18 protein-coding genes are annotated in these 17,251 nt (G+C 42.1%); all 18 read right to left on the bottom strand.

What is annotated here, in order from left to right:
- Nucleotides 1-1,269, bottom strand: a complete 1,269-nt coding sequence (locus tag AA980_RS13395; protein ID WP_024029962.1) for a peptidase U32 family protein — start codon at nt 1,267-1,269, stop codon at nt 1-3.
- A gap of 17 nt (nt 1,270-1,286) precedes the next feature.
- On the bottom strand, nt 1,287-2,216 hold the full coding sequence (locus tag AA980_RS13390; RefSeq protein WP_024029963.1) for a peptidase U32 family protein: 930 nt from the start codon (nt 2,214-2,216) through the stop codon (nt 1,287-1,289).
- Complete coding sequence (locus tag AA980_RS13385; protein WP_024029964.1) at nt 2,213-2,863, bottom strand: O-methyltransferase; 651 nt, start codon at nt 2,861-2,863, stop codon at nt 2,213-2,215. The genes AA980_RS13390 and AA980_RS13385 overlap by 4 nt, the downstream gene beginning before the upstream one ends.
- Nucleotides 2,864-3,096: 233 nt before the next feature.
- Nucleotides 3,097-4,233, bottom strand: coding sequence for an endolytic transglycosylase MltG (gene mltG / locus AA980_RS13380; protein ID WP_024029965.1), 1,137 nt, complete (start codon nt 4,231-4,233; stop codon nt 3,097-3,099).
- Nucleotides 4,234-4,586: 353 nt separating this feature from the next.
- Entirely contained in the window at nt 4,587-4,889 is a 303-nt protein-coding gene (locus AA980_RS13375) for a DUF1292 domain-containing protein (RefSeq protein ID WP_024029966.1), read from the bottom strand.
- A 12-nt stretch (nt 4,890-4,901) separates the two neighbouring features.
- Nucleotides 4,902-5,318, bottom strand: a complete 417-nt coding sequence (ruvX, locus tag AA980_RS13370) for a Holliday junction resolvase RuvX (protein ID WP_024029967.1) — start codon at nt 5,316-5,318, stop codon at nt 4,902-4,904.
- Between the two features lie 3 nt (nt 5,319-5,321).
- A complete protein-coding gene (locus AA980_RS13365; RefSeq protein ID WP_024029968.1) occupies nt 5,322-5,585 on the bottom strand; it encodes an IreB family regulatory phosphoprotein in 264 nt (87 codons plus the stop codon).
- Nucleotides 5,586-5,705: 120 nt separating this feature from the next.
- Entirely contained in the window at nt 5,706-8,342 is a 2,637-nt protein-coding gene (gene alaS / locus AA980_RS13360) for an alanine--tRNA ligase (protein ID WP_024029969.1), read from the bottom strand.
- Nucleotides 8,343-8,679: 337 nt separating this feature from the next.
- The gene (locus AA980_RS13355) at nt 8,680-9,750 is read right to left on the bottom strand and encodes an AI-2E family transporter (protein ID WP_024029970.1); all 1,071 of its coding nucleotides are present in this window, start codon (nt 9,748-9,750) and stop codon (nt 8,680-8,682) included.
- 92 nt (nt 9,751-9,842) lie between these two features.
- Entirely contained in the window at nt 9,843-9,977 is a 135-nt protein-coding gene (locus tag AA980_RS26385; RefSeq protein ID WP_024029971.1) for a YrzQ family protein, read from the bottom strand.
- A 57-nt stretch (nt 9,978-10,034) separates the two neighbouring features.
- Nucleotides 10,035-10,226: a hypothetical protein gene (locus AA980_RS13350; RefSeq protein WP_024029972.1), complete on the bottom strand. Its 192-nt coding sequence runs from the start codon at nt 10,224-10,226 to the stop codon at nt 10,035-10,037.
- An 89-nt stretch (nt 10,227-10,315) separates the two neighbouring features.
- A complete protein-coding gene (locus tag AA980_RS13345; protein WP_024029973.1) occupies nt 10,316-10,816 on the bottom strand; it encodes a PRC-barrel domain-containing protein in 501 nt (166 codons plus the stop codon).
- Nucleotides 10,817-10,849: 33 nt separating this feature from the next.
- Nucleotides 10,850-13,303, bottom strand: coding sequence for an SF1B family DNA helicase RecD2 (recD2, locus tag AA980_RS13340; RefSeq protein ID WP_024029974.1), 2,454 nt, complete (start codon nt 13,301-13,303; stop codon nt 10,850-10,852).
- Between the two features lie 34 nt (nt 13,304-13,337).
- Nucleotides 13,338-13,991: a tetratricopeptide repeat protein gene (locus tag AA980_RS13335; RefSeq protein ID WP_024029975.1), complete on the bottom strand. Its 654-nt coding sequence runs from the start codon at nt 13,989-13,991 to the stop codon at nt 13,338-13,340.
- A gap of 212 nt (nt 13,992-14,203) precedes the next feature.
- A complete protein-coding gene (locus tag AA980_RS13330; RefSeq protein WP_034724711.1) occupies nt 14,204-14,383 on the bottom strand; it encodes a hypothetical protein in 180 nt (59 codons plus the stop codon).
- A 38-nt stretch (nt 14,384-14,421) separates the two neighbouring features.
- The gene (mnmA, locus tag AA980_RS13325) at nt 14,422-15,540 is read right to left on the bottom strand and encodes a tRNA 2-thiouridine(34) synthase MnmA (protein WP_024029976.1); all 1,119 of its coding nucleotides are present in this window, start codon (nt 15,538-15,540) and stop codon (nt 14,422-14,424) included.
- 39 nt (nt 15,541-15,579) lie between these two features.
- A complete protein-coding gene (locus AA980_RS13320) occupies nt 15,580-16,722 on the bottom strand; it encodes a cysteine desulfurase family protein (RefSeq protein ID WP_024029977.1) in 1,143 nt (380 codons plus the stop codon).
- Between the two features lie 45 nt (nt 16,723-16,767).
- Entirely contained in the window at nt 16,768-17,187 is a 420-nt protein-coding gene (gene cymR, locus AA980_RS13315; RefSeq protein WP_024029978.1) for a cysteine metabolism transcriptional regulator CymR, read from the bottom strand.
- Nucleotides 17,188-17,251 lie beyond the last annotated feature (64 nt).

Raw genomic sequence — 17,251 nt, 5'->3', positions numbered from 1 at the left:
CTAGTTCTCCTTTCGCATCATGTTGTTAGGGTATACCGGTTTGTCCAATTTAAATTGCACAATCTGAAGAGGGTGTCTAGCTGCATCCAGTTCATTACCTTTTTCATCCCATATTTTATCTACTACATGTGTAAAATTTTGAATTTCTGGTCCGAAGAATTCCACTTCTTCCCCTGGTTTAAAATGGTTCCGCTGCTGCAGGGTTACCATTTGCGTTTCCTTGTTGTAATCCAAGATAAGACCAACAAATTCGAAACTAGTCTTCTTGCTATGATTACCAAACATTTGCTCTTTATACCCTGGAATGCCTTCAAAAAACGCCGGAGCCGTTTCACGGTTTGCACACTTATCGAGCTCTGTTAACCATTCCCGCTGAATCACAAAATTCTCTGGGTCGGCACAATAAGCGTCAATCACCTTGCGATAAACGCTGACAACTGTTGCGATATAATGAATCGATTTCATCCGGCCTTCGATTTTTAAACTGTCAATCCCTAATTCAATCATTTGTGGAATCGCCTGAATTAAATTTAGATCCTTTGGGCTCATTGCAAACGGGGCATCACCCTCCGCATAAAGTGCATTTTCGTTCTCGCCCTCTAGTTGATATAGATCATAATCCCAGCGGCATGACTGACAGCAGCCGCCGCGGTTGGAATCCCGTGCGGTCATATGGTTACTCAAAGTACAGCGTCCAGAGTAGGCAATGCACATTGCGCCATGAATAAAGGTTTCAATTTCAACATCAACCTTTTCCTTCATTTCTCTGATTTCTTCCGCACTTACTTCTCGAGCTAATACAACCCGTTCTGCCCCTGCCTCTTTCCAAAACTGGGCCGCTTTCCAGTTGGATAGTGATTGCTGTGTACTAATGTGGATTTCAATCTCCGGGGCAAGGCGGCGGCAAGTTTCAATAATAAGCGGATCGGCAACAATAATTCCCGCTATTCCCGTCTCCTTTAAACCCAGAATATATTCCTCTAAGCCGGCAATATTTTCATTGTGGGCAAAAATATTGGTGGTCACGTAAATTTTGGCGCCAAATTCCTTCGCAAACTCGACGCCTTCTTTCATTTCTTCAAATGTAAAGTTATCGGCGTTTGAACGCAGTCCATATTCCTGACCGCCGATAAATACGGCATCGGCGCCATATTGAACCGCAATTTTCAGCTTTTCAAGATTGCCTGCTGGGGCAAGGAGTTCTGGCTTCTTCACAATGACACGTTTCCCGTCGATGATCTCAGAAATTTTATCTTTAACTGTATTCACGATTGAACTCCTCCCTTTTAATATACTGTCTCTTTAAAATAGAACCCTGTATCTAGCGAACGATTTGCAGGCTGAATTTCTTCGATTGCCTCAAGCAGCTCGTCCTTTTTATGATCATAAGCATCTGGGTCCTCGAAAAATAAATCAATGGCATCACGATATAGTTTCGTCACTTCCAAGATATACTCTGGACTCTTTAAGATCCCGTCAATCTTAAACGAGTCTACTCCAGCTTCTAACATGTCTTGAAGCTCGTCAATGATACAAATATCATTCGGACTCATAATATGGGTACCATTTTCATCTTCAAAAATCGGATATTTATTAGCACGTTCTTTGTCGTGCAGGAACATATTCTTTTCCATCTTGCGATTTTCAATTTCCATGACTTTCCCTTGGTACTCATAATAATTCCCAAGGAGAGTTCGTTTCGATTGGAACATACAGCTCATTCCATGAACCAGCACTTCAATTTCAACATCGGCATTTTCCTTAATTTCGACTATGGCATCCATGTTGATTTCTCGGGCCAGAACAGATCTTTTCGCACCTTCTCTCCCCCAATAATTACACGTGTACCAATTCGTGCCTGTTGTCTCAGTACTCCAATGGAGCTTCATTTCAGGAGCAACTTCTTTAGCTGTCATTAGAACCGCCGGGTCGCCGAAAATAATGGCATCCGCATTTGCCGCAGCTGCAAATTGAATATAATCACCGAGTTCTTCAATTTTCTCATTGTGAAAAATCGCATTCATCGCGATGTAGACTTTTTTCCCTTTGGAATGAGCCAGATCAATCGCCTTTTCTACATCCTCACGGTTGAACTCACCGGCAAGCCTTAATCCATATCGCTGTTCCCCGATAACAAACGCATCCGCTCCCGCCTCAGCTAACGGCACTATATCCTCGACAGTCAATGGTGTAACAAGCAATTCTGGTTTTTTCATTTCCTCTCACCTCTTCTTTTGCTGATAGCGACGCCGTCCCCAACAGGAAGAATCACCGAATCATAATATGGATGATCCATTAACCAGCGGTTAAAGCCATCAATTTTCTTCACGAGATTACGGATTCTCTTAGATTCAATTTCTGATTCAGCGACAAGTCCTTTAAACAAGACATTGTCAGTAATAATCATTCCATCTTCGGTAAGATGGTCAGCATATATTTCAAAGAACTTTTTATATTGACCTTTTGCTGCATCGATAAATATCACATCAAATGGGGCATATCGACTTACTTCGGCCATAACTTCAAGTGCATCACCCTTGATTAAGGTAATTTGCTCACCATTCCCCGAACGGTGGATAAATTCCTCGGCAGCCTTTATTCGCTCCTCGTCGCGCTCAATAGTAACGATGTGCGAACCTTTAATGGCCCCCGCCATCCTTAAGGCCGAATAACCAATCGCAGTCCCAACCTCAAGAATTTTTTTCGAACGGTGAATCCGCAATAATTGCAGCATTGTTTCAATTCCGGCAAGCTCCATAATCGGGACATGATGTTCTTTTGCGTAGCTTTCCATTTCCATTAACAACGGATTCCGCTCAGCTATTAGACCTTCAATATAAAAATGCAGCTTCTCATTTAACAAGCTGCCATCACCTCAATCCCTGTAACAAACTAATGCTCTTTAGACATGAAAAAATAGCGTTCACAGGTCCTGACGTCACGAGCTGAAGGAATTCAAACTCGGGGGGTGCGTCTCGGGCGTTATGCCGTAGATGTACCTTAACTGTGAGTTACGCTATAGATTACTTTTAAAATACCTGTACTATTTTATCACAAATTAAAGGGGGATGCGAACTTCCCCCAAAAAATTATGAGTTATTTTTTATTGGAAATATGCTTGGCTTTTTCCTTATTATGTTCTTCTAATGTTTTAGTAAAAATAACCTCACCGTCAGCGGTTGCCAGGAAGTAATAATAATCAGTTTCCGCTGGCTCTAATGCAGCTTCAATGGAAATTTTACCGGCACTTGCAATCGGTCCCGGCGGCAGACCAGTATGTTGATACGTGTTATAAGGTGAGTTCACCTCTAAATCCTTATATAAAACCTTTTCTTTATGCTTCCCTTGCGCATATAGGACGGTTGGGTCTGTTTGCAGCGGCATTCCCTTCTTCATCCGATTATAGAATACGCTGGCTATCTTTTTACGGTCGGCCTTCCCGGTTGCTTCTTCTTCAACTAAAGAGGCCATTGTTAATAATTGATGGACTGACAGCTTTTTAGCATCGCTTTCTTCAGCGTAATCTGCTATCACAGTCCGTGTTTTATCAAGCATTGCCGTGACCATTTCTTCGACTGTAGGGTTGGGCTTATAGAAAGGATAAGTTGCCGGGAAGAGGTAGCCTTCAAGCTTATATTTTATCGAACCATTCATGATTTCGTCAGATAAAACTTCAGGGTATTTGACCATGAGCTCTTTAATAAACTCTTTATCATTTAATTTATTTAAGACATCCTCTTGATTCTGCTTGGTAGCCTCGGCCATAATGGCGGCAATTTCCTGCAGCTGCTTCCCTTCTGGAATCGTGATTTTAAAGCTGGCCTTTGCAAGGACCTTCCCTGTTTTCAAGCGGCTGACAATTTCAGGTACATCCATTGATGGACTAAGCTGGTAATCCCCGGCCATAAATCCACCTTCATTTTTCAATTTTACATAATACTTAAATACTTTTGCGTTTTTGATGATACCATTTTTTTCTAATGTTTGTGCAATTCCAGTCACCGAAGAGCCAATTGGGATTTCCACTGTTTTCTGACTCTTACTTTTAGAATCGACTGGTTTAAGTGCTGATTGTATGTAAAGATAACCTCCGCCGCCAATAAAGACTATGAATAATAGCAATACAATAGAAATAATTAATACAATCTTTCTGACAACTCTTGCTTCACTCTGATGTTCGAGCATTTTTTCTCGAATAGCAGCTTTTTTTGTGTTCTTTTCGTCTGTTGTCATTGTCTTCCCCCTTTCCCTTTGACCAAAATAAGAAAAGCGCAAGCGCCTTGTTCAGCCCCGACAAGCACAAGACGAGCCGGACGAAAGGTTGCTTTTTAACCTTTTGGCCGGTTTGGCTTGTGACCTCGAGGGGCTAGGCGCTGGAGCTGGACAATTCTCAAAGTCAAAATTTTATACATTCTTATCTTTTAACAAAAGATTTCGCACGTATTTTTACAAACTTTTAATATAGTTAGCGAAATAGGACATCGTAATTATTTCAGCATATAGTGAGAAAAATGTCAATTTTGCTATTAAATTGTCTAATTACCCCATGAAAAAACCGGCTAGAAAATAGCCGGTTTTTTCATGATTTATTCTTCCTCTTGCTCTTCATTGAAGGTATTGAAAACTTCTTCAACCATTTCCCATTCTTCGTCTGTTTCGATTTCCATTAATTCTCCGAAGCCGCCATCATCTGTTGGAATATAGGCATAAGTAAGAATGTCAATTTCCTCTTCTTCACTAGCTCCAACTGGATAAAAGAATACATAGGACTTTTCAAATTCGTCTGAGTCAAATGTAAACAGAATTTCAAATAACTGTTCATCGCCATTTTCATCAATAAGTGTAATATAGCGATCCTCATCATGTTCGTGTTCGTGTTTGTGGTCCATTTCTTCACCTCATTAATTTTTACTGTCGAGATAGCCTTGAAGGATCATGACTGCTGCCATTTTATCAATAACCTTCTTACGCTTCTTTCGACTAACATCTGCTTCAAGTAACACACGTTCTGCTGCCATCGTTGTCAAGCGCTCGTCCCATAAAACTGTATGGACAGCGAATCTACTTTCTATTTCAGCAGCATATCGCTGACTTGCTTCACCGCGCGGGCCAATCGTCCCGTTCATGTTTTTAGGGAGGCCAATGACCACCGTGTCTGCTTGATACTCTTTTATTAATTGACCAATTTCCTCAAAACCAAACTCCTGCTTTTCCTCGTTGATTTTGAGGGTTTTAAGGCCCTGAGCTGTCCACCCAAGTTCATCACTAACGGCAATGCCGACAGTCTTAGAGCCTACATCTAAACCAAATACGCGCATTCCTTAACCCTCTCGCTGCTGTTTTAAATAGGATTTGACCAATTCTTCAATAATTTCGTCCCGTTCAAGCTTACGAATAATATTGCGGGCATCCCGATGACGTGGTATATAGGCTGGGTCCCCAGATAATAGGTAGCCGACAATTTGATTTATCGGATTATAGCCTTTTTCTTGCAATGCCTCATAGACTTGAAGAAGAACATCATTTACATCATGTTCAAACGGCTCTTCAGGAAAATTAAATCGCATCGTTTTGTCAAAGTTCATTTCATGCACCTCACCTTTCTAATAGGGGAGAAAATTATAATAGTTTAGCTACAGCACCTAGGCATGGCGCTTCCGCTTTCTAGTATAGTTACCTACATTTTACACTACTTTGTCCTATTATCAAACCGATTTTATCCATTCCTGAACGAATTGAAGGGCATCATCCAATTTTTCTGGATCTTTACCGCCAGCCTGGGCCATGTCAGGACGACCGCCGCCACCGCCGCCACAGCGGGATGCAACCTCTTTAATCAATTTCCCGGCATGGTAGCCTTGTTCGATTAAATCCTTCGTCACAGCCGCAATTAAATTCACTTTTCCTTCGTGTGAACTGCCTAGTACAAGTACAACAGAACCTAGCTTCTGCTTCAAATCATCGGCCATATTCCGTAAATTATTCATATCTGCCGCTTGAACTTTGGCGGCTAACACGGTTACGCCATCAATATCTTTTGCCTTTGAAACGAGGCTGCCTGCTTCTATATTTCCAAGCTTCGCTGCGAGTGACTCATTTTCACGCTGGAGCTGTTTCATTTCAACCATAAGACTATCAATGCGGTTCACGATATCCTTTGGATTCGATTTTAGCTTTTCAGATGCTTCCTTTAACAAGCCTACTTGGTCATGTAGGGATTTGTATGCCGCTTCACCAGTGACCGCTTCAATCCTTCTCGTTCCGGCACCGATTCCGCTCTCAGAAACTATTTTAAATAAACCAATCACCGATGTATTCGGAACATGGCAGCCGCCGCAAAGCTCAAGGCTGTAATCACCGACTTTGACGACGCGGACAATATCACCATATTTTTCGCCAAAAAGCGCCATTGCGCCCATTGCTTTGGCTTCAGCGATCGGTTTAAGGCTGATATCCACTTCGATGTTTCTCCAGATTTTTTCATTAACAATTCTTTCGATTTGGTCAAGTTCTTCCGGCTTAATTTGGCCAAAATGCGAAAAATCAAAACGGAGGCGATCCGGTTCCACAAGGGATCCTGCTTGGTTAACGTGCTCGCCAAGTGTATCCTTTAGTGCCTGATGAAGCAAATGGGTAGCCGTATGGTTTTTGATGATCTTCACTCGATTCTTTGCATCAACCTTTGCCGCTACCTGTTGGTTCGTTTTTATCGTGCCGCTCTTGACAACTACCTGATGAAGATTCTGGCCATTCGGTGCTTTTTGGACATCCTTAACTGCAACGGTTGCGCCTTCCCCTTCAATCAATCCGCGGTCAGCAATTTGTCCGCCGCTTTCTGCATAAAATGGGGTCACATCCAGAATTAATTGAACTTCCTCACCTGCCTGTGCTTCATTGATTAGCTCGCCGTTTTTAATAATCGCTGCTACAGTGGAACTTGTCTCAAGCTGATCGTAGCCAACAAATTTACTTTCCACGGTTACATCACGAAGCACACCGCCTTGTACTTGCATCGAATCGACATCATGACGTGCGGCGCGGGCCCGTTCACGCTGCTTATCCATTTCCACTTCGAAGCCTCCATGATCTACCTTCATGCCTTCTTCTTCGGCATATTCTTCGGTTAACTCCACTGGGAAACCATACGTATCATAAAGACGGAACACATCGGCACCCGTAATCGTGTCACTTTCTTTTTCTCTTTCCTTCTTAATGACACTTGCTAAAATCGCTAGCCCTTCATGAAGAGTTTCATGGAAACGTTCTTCTTCATTTTTAATAACCTTTTGAATGAATTCAGTTTTGTCTTTTACTTCCGGATAGAAGTCAGCCATGATTTCGCCGACAACAGGCACAAGTTCAAACATAAACGGACGATTGATATTGATTTGTTTCGCATAGCGGACTGCCCGGCGGAGCAAACGGCGCAATACATAGCCGCGCCCTTCATTTGATGGGAGCGCCCCGTCGCCAACTGCAAAAGCAACGGTCCGGATATGGTCAGCGATGACTTTAAACGCTACATCGCGTTCTTTATCGACACCATATTTTTCGCCGGCGATTTCCTCTGTTGCCCGAATGATTGGCATAAATAAATCAGTATCAAAGTTAGTTGGCACATTTTGAACGACAGATGCCATTCGTTCTAATCCCATACCGGTATCAATATTTTTCTTTGGCAGCGGTGTATATGTACCATCAGGGTTATGGTTAAATTGTGAAAACACAAGGTTCCAAACTTCAAGGTAGCGCTCGTTTTCACCGCCTGGATAGAGTTCAGGATCACTTGAATCATTGCCATACTCAGGACCACGGTCATAGAAAATTTCGGTATTCGGGCCGCTTGGACCTTCACCGATATCCCAGTAGTTTCCTTCAAGACGAATAATCCGTTCCTCTGGGATTCCGATTTTGTTATGCCAAATTTCATAGGCCTCATCATCCTCGGGATGGACGGTAACAGATAGAAGCTCTGGATCCCAGCCGATCCATTTTTCATCCGTTAAAAACTCCCATGCCCATTCAATTGCTTCTTGCTTGAAATACTCACCAATGGAAAAGTTGCCTAGCATTTCAAAAAATGTATGGTGACGAGCTGTTTTTCCGACATTCTCAATGTCATTTGTTCTGATGGACTTTTGTGCATTTGTAATTCTTGGATTCTCCGGAACAACGCGGCCATCAAAATATTTCTTTAACGTGGCGACACCGCTGTTAATCCATAATAATGACGGATCTTCATGCGGGACAAGTGATGCACTTGGCTCAATCGCGTGTCCTTTTTCTTCGTTAAAAAACTGTAAAAACATTTGGCGAATTTGTGATCCAGTTAAGTTTTTCATTTGGTTTAACCTCCTTTATATTTAAAAAAGAATACAAAAAGGCCCTCATCCCTATAGCAGGGACGAGAGCCTCTCTCGCGGTACCACCCTGATTATGGATCCAAAAAAACGGTATCCATCTCTCAAAAATACTCTTAACGCGAGTGTACGGCAGTGATTAGCTGCACTCCGGATTAGCTTTCTGTCATCCTTCATCTAGAGCCTCTTTCAGCCAAGGAAGCTCCTCTCTTCAACGCTTTACGCGCTATAGATGGACTACAACGTACTTGATCCTTCTACATGATCGATATATTCTATATGAGGAATTATAGCGAGCAGGAAAACGTTTGTCAATTTCTTATTCCTTCGATTTCCCGTTAATGAAATGATTTTTTGCATGGACGATGGATACTTTAAGAACGACAAGAACAGGGACTGCTACAATCAATCCCAAAATGCCGCCAATTTCTCCACCTGCTGTTAAGGCAATCATAATGATTAACGGGTGCATATGAAGACTTTTTCCAACGATATAAGGGGATAGAATATTCCCTTCGAGAAATTGCAAACCAAAAACAATCACTGCCGTAATGATGACTAGTTTGACTGACGAGGTTGCCGCAATGATGACGGCTGGCACTGCCCCGATAATCGGTCCAAAATAAGGGATTACATTTGTGGCCCCAACAATCAAACCCAATAGCAACGGATATTTTAAATGAAAAATCCAAAATAGCAAAGCGGAAATACTGCCAATTATGATACAGATTAACAGCTGTCCCCTAATATAGCTGCCGAGGGATTCATCAATATCTTTGAGAAAAAGCGTCCCCTTTTTCCGCCATTTTTTTGGAGTCATATACCAGCAAGCCTGTTTAATGAGTTGAAAGTCCTTTAACATATAGAAGGCAATAAACGGGATAATCATCAGGATTAACGCCGAATTGAAAAATTTCATTAAGATATTCACGAGAATCGTTACTAGGGAGTCCAGCTTTTTTTCAAAGGTATCGATGCCTTCATCTAATCTTGCTTGAAGACCATCTGGCCACTCCCTGGTGTGGGACTGGAGCTTTGCAATCCATTCCCGGTATTGCTCGGCAAAGATCGGTGCACTTTCAGTCAGATCTTTTAATTGGTCAATCATTGCCGGTATCCCTTTATAAAGGGCCAAGCCAATTCCGCCAAAAAAAATAACATATATGAGCATAATCGCAAGACCGCGATGAAGCCCTTTTTCATGTAATTTTTCAACAAGCGGATGAAGCAAATAAGTAATAAATCCGCCAATGATAAACGGTAGAATAATGAGAACAGTGACTCGAAGAATCGGCATCCAGACAAAGCTAATTTTTAGAAAGAGATAAATGGCAATCAATAAAAGGAGCAAAAAACCGATTCGGTAATACCATTTCATGCGAATATCCACGTCAATGCCTCCTTTTCTTTAGTTTTAGAGACAATTGGTGTAAATATTCAACAAAAATCCCCCTCGGAACTAAGAGGGGGATTAAGGTACATTTAAAATATCGCACGTTTTACTTTCCGTTGCATTCTTTTCATATTGCGGGGCGACATCATATTATTTCGCTGAGCAAGATTATATACTGCCATCCCTGCACCAAAAGCAATCATCGACGTCATCATTTTGTTCATCCGTCTCACCTCTTATTTTAATTGTCCAGCGTCGGCTCCTGCGTCCGCTTTTCTATTCTAAAGGGTGTAACGACGCTCTTCTTCTTCAAACAAATCGTCTAAGGAACTAAGTGACCCGTCTTCTTCAACTTGATGGGTGTTGATTATGCCTTCAGAAACCGAGAGCTCAATAAAACAGTTCCAGCAATAATATTGGTTGATACCAATTTTGCCGATATCCTTGCTTTGACAATTGGGACACTTAAACATGAAAGGACACCTCACGTATATTTAGCTAGCCAGAATTTACTTGATAAATTCTGATACGCATAAATTCAACTGCGCCTCAGGTCCTCACCCTACAGGGTTTCATGGCCAGTTGGCGAGTTTTCATTTACATCTACGATAATGGCATCCTTTCCGATTGCTATGGGCTTCTCAGATTGAATGACCTGTTTCCCTTCCGTGATATCCGAAAAGAAGCCATCCGTGATTTCGTACCCTACGATTGTGCCCACTTCTTCTTGAAAATAAACATCTTTTAACAAACCGAGCGTTTTTCCGCCCTTAGAGAGCATCATCATACCGTCTAAGGAATGTTGATGGTTTAAGGTATAATCAGGTCTATCTTTTAGCTTTTCTAAATGCTCGGGCTCCTCAATCATAACTCCATCCCAGCCGAAGGAAGTCACCTTTTGAATGTCCAGAAAAAAAGATTGTTTGAAGAAAACGCCTTTTTTAACTAGTAGACCTTTCACCGTGCCGCCGCTTGAGATACAGAGATCACTGATCTCACCAATTTTTGTACCGGTTCTCGTTTCAAATACAGGCTGCCCTTTCAATAAAGAAAATGTCCGCAAAGAGTGTCCCACCTCCTGTGAACATTTATAGTTTCAGTCATTTACCATAAAATCATAAGGTGAAACGTTTTCCATTCCTACCAATGGATTTACCTGCATTAATTCTTCTTCGTAGGACATCTCTGCAGCTGTAGTTTGGTCGTCATTGGTTGCCCGTTTTTCTTCTTGCTTAGATACGCTTTTTTCTTTACTAATGGATTTACCATGGATGGTTTCTTGAAGCTTTTGGCAAAGGGTCGTTTGCCTTGAGAGCTCATCGGCTCTTTCGACACCCATTCGCAGCGCATCTTCTTCGCCGCATAAAATTAACGATTGTTTGCTTCTTGTTATCGCCGTATAAATTAAATTTCTCTGCAGCATCCGATAATAGCTTCTTGTTATCGGAAGGATCACAATAGGGAACTCGCTTCCCTGTGATTTATGCACCGAGCAGCAATAAGCATGAGTTATCTGAGTTAAATCCTGCTTAGTATATTCAATCTCATTGCCTTCAAAAGAAATATAGATCATATCTTGCTTTTCAGTGTTTTCTTTTGCATAAATGATCGAGATAATTTCACCTATATCCCCGTTAAAAACATTGCTCTCCGGCTGGTTGACGAGCTGTAGCACCTTATCACCGATGCGGTATTTCACCTCACCAAAAGCAATTTCTTTGCGCTTTCCGTCAGGATTCGGATTGAAAATTTCCTGAAGTAAAACATTTAGCCGGTCAATCCCGGCAGGGCCTCTGTACATCGGTGCCAATACTTGAATTTCCTTTGCAGAATACCCTTTATTTTTAGCATTGAGTGCCACTTTCTCAACCACTTGAGCCACCTGTGGGGTTGAACATTTGATAAAAGAGCGGTCGGCTTGCTTCTCAGTAACATCAGCAGGGAGATACCCCTTTTTGATTTCGTGGGCCAGTTCAATAATCGAAGACCCTTCTGCCTGACGGTAAATATCTGTTAATCTGACGGTTGGAATCCGTTCAGATTGAAGCAAATCCTTTAAAACCTGTCCTGGTCCAACAGATGGCAGCTGGTCCTCATCACCAACAAGGATAACTTGAATATTTTCCGGCAAGGCCTTAAACAATTGATTGGCCAGCCAAATATCCAGCATGGAGGTTTCATCAACAATTAATATTTTTCCTTCTAGCGGGCTCGCATCATCGCGGTCAAACCCTTCCGTTCCGTTAAACCCAAGCAGCCGGTGGATAGTTACTGCAGGAAGACCGGTCGATTCGCTCATTCTTTTGGCCGCTCTCCCGGTTGGTGCCGCAAGCAAAAACGGGAAAGGTTCATCCTTTTTCTGGTAGTCCTTCAACTCTAATGAGACTCCGTGCAATTCCGCATACAGCTCAACTATTCCCTTAATGACCGTTGTTTTACCAGTTCCTGGTCCACCAGTTAAGATAAGCATGGGCGACATGAGCGCTGTCTGAATCGCTTCTTTTTGAGTTGGCGCATAATGGACCTTGAGCCGCTCCTCCAAGCTTCCCAGCGCCAGCAGGAACTCCGATTCAGGAAATTGATCTTTGTATTCCGTTTGCTTTAGTATGCGTTGGATGCTCGTCACAAGTCCTTTTTCCGCGAAAAATAACGAAGGCAAATAAACGCGTTTTTCCTCACCTTTAATTTTCCCTTCTTCATTAAGCTTAATGACTTCAGTCGATATGTCGGCGTATTCAATCTGATCGCGCTTGTTTTCCTCGAGGAGAACTTTTACTTGTTCAAGTAAATCCTCGACCTGCATGAACACGTGTCCTGCTTGGATGCTTTCTTTTTCTAGTATGTATAGGCATGCTGCTTTAATTCGATCTGGATGGTTACCGGAAATCCCCAGCTGGTAGCCTAGCTCGTCCGCGCGTCCAAAACCGATGCCTTCGATATCCTCCACAAGCTTGTAGGGATTTTTTTGAATAGTATCGAGGGTTTCCTCTTTATATGCTTGGTATATCCGCATCGAAATTTGCGGGCCAAAACCATATTGGTTTAAGGCCACCATTACCTGCTCGAGTCCTTGATGCTCCATCAATGTATCGTAAAGCATTTTTGCCTTTTCAGGAGGTAGCTTGGGAATGGAATCCAGCAGTGACGGCTGATTGAGAATTTTGGAGATGGCGTCCTCTCCTAAGGTATCGACGATACTTTGTGCTGTTTTTTTGCCAATCCCTTTAAACATTTCACCTGATAAATACGCTGCAACGCCTTGTTTTGTCTGCGGCATGTCCTTCCGAAAATGATTGGTATGAAATTGCATTCCAAACTTTGGATGTTCCTTAAACTCTCCGAAAAAAATATAGCTTTCCTGTTCATGGATTTTCGGAAAGTAACCGGTAACGACTGCCTCTTTGTCTTCATATTGGTGATTCGTTTCATCAACCCTAATTCTCAATACAGTATATAGATTTTGTTCATTGTGAAAAATCGTTACTATCGGCCGGCCCTTAACGAACTTTGCCTGCTCTTGAAATAAATCCAGCGAGTCTTGCTTTTCCATTCTGTACTCCCTCCCTTCGGCGGCGTTTGAAAAATTAAAGATTGTTTTCGATTAGTTTTTTAGCATGACCTGCAAGCAAATGGTCCGGCTGAATGTCGAGTGCCTTATTAAACATCTCAATTGCTTTTTGAGCATTTTCTTTAAAGGCAAAAGAAACCCCTAAATTATAATAGGCATCCGAATGGTTAGGGTCCAGCTCGATACATTTAGTGAATTGAACCATTGATTCATCAATCAGTTCGAGCTGTGCTAACGCTAATCCATATTGAAAACGTGCTTCCGCATCTGTTCCGTTGAGTTCAACACTTCTTTGTAAATAAGGGAGAGCAAAACGTCCCTGATTTAGTTGAACAAGTGTTAGCCCTAGCATAAAATAGTTGTCACTTGTGTTGAGCCCTTTTTTCATTGCTGTTTCAAACATATTCTTGGCTTCGTTAAAGAGGTCCTTACTGAATAATAAGTTGCCGATGCTATAATACGCAGCCGCAGCATTTTCATCTATTTCAATTGCTTTTTGATAAAATTTGAGCGCTTTTTCGTCGTCGCCGACCGCTGAAAGTACATTTCCAAAATTAATGTAAGCGACTGGGTCGTTCGGGTTTTCTTCGATGGCTTCATTAAATGCCTTTGCCGCCTCTTCCCAGTTGCCTTCCTGCATGTATTGTACACCTAATTGGTTTTTATCCATTATTTCAACTCCAATCCTAAGAGAAAGTATATCATATTTTATTCAAAAATTACTTTCTAAGCTAAATGAGGATCTGGATATTCGTTTAGATCCTCGCAAATCCAAAAAAAGCAGGGATTTCGCCGAGTTTGGCGTTTTTTTCGCCAATCTGCGGATTTATCTCGCCAACTTGGCCTCTAATTTCGCCAAACTGAGAAATAATATCGCCAACTTCACGGTTTATTTCGCCAAAACCGGTTTTTCTTCCAAAAAGAAACCGGGATTTCGCCGATTTTATCGTTTATTTCGCCAAACTGCCGCTGAATCTCGCCAACTTCACCTTTTATTTCGCCAAACCAAGGAATAATTTCGCCAACTTCACATTTATTCCGCCAACCCGAAAATTCACGCAAAAAAACCCCGATTCTCCACAAGAATCGAGGTCTAAATATTAACCAACGTACGTTAACCGTTCACCATTTTTAAAAACTTCGTCAATCGTTCCGCCGCCTAGACATTCATCGCCATCGTAAAAAACGACGGCTTGACCCGGAGTTATGGCCCGAATAGGTTCATGGAAAATAACCTCCGCCTTCGCACCTTTTAATAGACGAACTGTTACTTTACTGTCTTCCTGGCGGTAACGGAATTTGGCCGTGCATTCAAATTCAGCCGGTTTTTCCCGATTAGAAACCCAACTCACACTGTCAGCGGTAATCGAATCAGAATATAATTTCTCGTTGTGAAAACCTTGCCCGACATAAAGGACATTTCTTTTTAAATCCTTACCGATTGCAAACCAAGGCTCGCCCGATCCGCCAATTCCCAAACCGTGGCGCTGGCCGATGGTATGATACATTAATCCTTCATGCTTGCCCTTGACCTCGCCATCAAATGTTTCCATATTTCCTGGCTGGGCCGGAAGGTATTGACCTAAGAACTCTTTAAAATTTCGTTCTCCGATGAAGCAGATACCAGTACTATCCTTCTTTGTCGCAGTTGCAAGCTCCGCTTCGCGCGCAAGCTCCCGAACTCGAGGTTTTTCAAGATTACCGATTGGGAACATGACCTTACTTAACTGTTCCTGCGTTAATTGGTTTAAGAAATAGGTTTGGTCCTTATTTTCGTCAAGGCCGCGGAGCATTTTGTATTCCCCATCACGAAACTCGACCTGGGCATAATGGCCAGTCGCTAAATAGTCCGCACCTAATTTTACAGCATGCTCCAAAAACGCCTTAAATTTGATTTCTTTATTGCACATCACGTCAGGATTAGGCGTCCTGCCCGCTTTATATTCATCAAGGAAATAGGTAAACACCTTGTCCCAATATTGTTTTTCAAAATTCACCGCATAGTATGGAATGCCGATTTGATTGCAAACACGAATGACATCCTCATAATCTTCGGTAGCAGTACAAACACCGTTATCATCGGTGTCGTCCCAGTTTTTCATAAAAATGCCGATGACATCATAGCCTTGCTGTTTTAATAAAAGCGCAGCAACAGATGAATCTACCCCGCCGGACATGCCGACAACAACACGTGTATTTTTTGGATCTTTTCTTTCCATATTTTCACCTCTCTCTTCGCTTGAAGCATTCTTAACTATTTATTTTTTCAAGCGCGAAACAACTCCAGCGATTTCTTCAGCTGCCTTGACGACTTCTTCAGTCGTCGTATTAAAACCAAAGCTAAACCGAATCGAATTGATTAAGCGCTCTGACTGTTTACCAAACATGGCAACAAGGACATGGGAAGGCTCAATCGAACCCGCCGTGCAAGCAGAGCCACTCGAAACAGCAATTCCAGCTAAGTCGAGATTAACGAGCATTGCTTCGACACTTGTCCCTGGAAAGCTTAAGTTTAATACATGCGGCAGGGAAAATTCAAGCGATCCGTTTACGTCAAACGCAACATTTTGTTCACGGAGCTTGTCCATTAATATTTTTTTAAAATCAATGAACCTTTCCCGCTTGGCGGCACGTTGTTCATTTACAATCAAAACTGCCTCACGGAATCCGGCAATCGCTGCCACATTTTCGGTTCCAGCACGCCGTTTTCTTTCTTGATCACCGCCAAATAGACGAGGCGCCAATTTTACCGTTGACCTTGCATAGAGAAAACCCGTTCCTTTTGGACCGTTAATTTTATGAGCAGAAACTGATAATAAATCAATGAAGCTATCATTAACATTGATGATTTCCATTCCATAAGCCTGTACTGCATCCGTATGAAAAACAGCTTGATGATTTTTCAAAAGTTGGCCAATCTTCGATATCGGCTGAATCGCTCCAACTTCATTGTTTCCATACATGACAGAAACGAGAATGGTATCATCTCTTAAGGCAGCCTCAAGCTCCGAAAGTGAAATTCTCCCGGTTTCATCGACTGGGAGATATGTCACCTCAAAGCCCATTTTTTCTAGTTTCTTGCAGGCGTGGAGCACGGCATGGTGTTCGATTTGCGTTGTAATGATATGCCTGCCATTATGTTGATTACTTTCGGCCACCCCGAATAAAGCCATATTATCAGCCTCGGTTCCACCGCCAGTAAAAATGATTTCACTTTCCTTCGCCCCAATGCTTCGAGCTAGCGCCGCACGTGCTAAATCAATATGATGACGCGCCTCTCTGCCATATGAATGGATACTAGAAGGATTTCCAAAAGTAGAGTTCATAATTTCTAGCATTTTTTCAGTAACTTTAGGGTGCATCGGAGTCGTAGCGGCATGATCGAGATAAATTCGTTCCATTATTACACCTTCATTCAAAAAAATTCTCTATTATTATCTTTTACATCAAATATAAAACATATAACCATCTGTCTCACTGTCATCACTATGACTAGCTAGATCCTCGATGGTCGTGTTATCGAGGACATCTTTGATGGCATCGCGGATGCGAATCCACAGCTCACGCTTCGCCGGCTCTTCGTCTTCAATTCCCTCAACAGGAGTGATAGGTCCTTCAAGGACACGAATGACATCTCCTGCTGTAATTTTCGATGGTTCATTTGTGAGAATATAACCACCGTACGCCCCTCTAATACTTTTGACTAATCCGGCATTCCGTAACGGAGCAATCAATTGCTCTAAATAATGTTCTGATAAATCATTAGCTTGGGCTATCGTTTTTAATGAAGTAGGTCCCTCTCCATGTTTTTTAGCAAGTTCAATCATGATTGTCAGACCATAACGTCCTTTAGTAGAAATTTTCATAATACGCACCTCGATTTATAATCTATATAAAGTAAAATCCTTAGTAAATTGATAGGTATTAGAA

Source organism: Neobacillus vireti (genome assembly GCF_001026695.1).
Classification (GTDB): domain Bacteria; phylum Bacillota; class Bacilli; order Bacillales; family Cytobacillaceae; genus Neobacillus; species Neobacillus vireti.
The sequence above is the reverse complement of the archived record's forward strand: the minus strand, read 5'-3'. Positions and strand labels throughout refer to the sequence as shown.